The sequence below is a fragment of the Dyella sp. ASV21 genome, assembly GCF_016428975.1.
Lineage (GTDB): Bacteria > Pseudomonadota > Gammaproteobacteria > Xanthomonadales > Rhodanobacteraceae > Dyella.
The window spans coordinates 1-255 of record NZ_JAELTT010000418.1 but is presented as its reverse complement, the minus strand read 5'-3'; the positions used below and the strand labels follow the sequence as shown (position 1 = coordinate 255).

Sequence of the window (255 nt, the reverse complement as noted above, 5' to 3'; positions counted from 1 at the left end):
GCAAGCGCCGATAACGGCCGGTGGTGCAGTTCGTACGCAGTGGGCAGCTCGGGCAAGCGGATGACCAGTAGACGTGGATCGTCTTGCCGTTTTCGTCCGTGCTCATGCGGCGCGTGGCCACGTTGCCTGCGGGGCACCGATAGCTATCGGTAGCGGCGTCGTAGCGGAAGTCCTGCTTGGTAAAGCGCCCCGCCGCCGCACTGGAGGAGGTCTGCGTTTGGGGCACAAGCGGCGTGATGCCTGCCTCCTCGCAGG

At 65.9% G+C, this 255-nt stretch carries 1 pseudogene; it reads right to left on the bottom strand.

What is annotated here, in order from left to right:
• Positions 1-255, bottom strand: a pseudogene (locus tag JHD67_RS22135) (IS5/IS1182 family transposase); the annotation flags it as partial.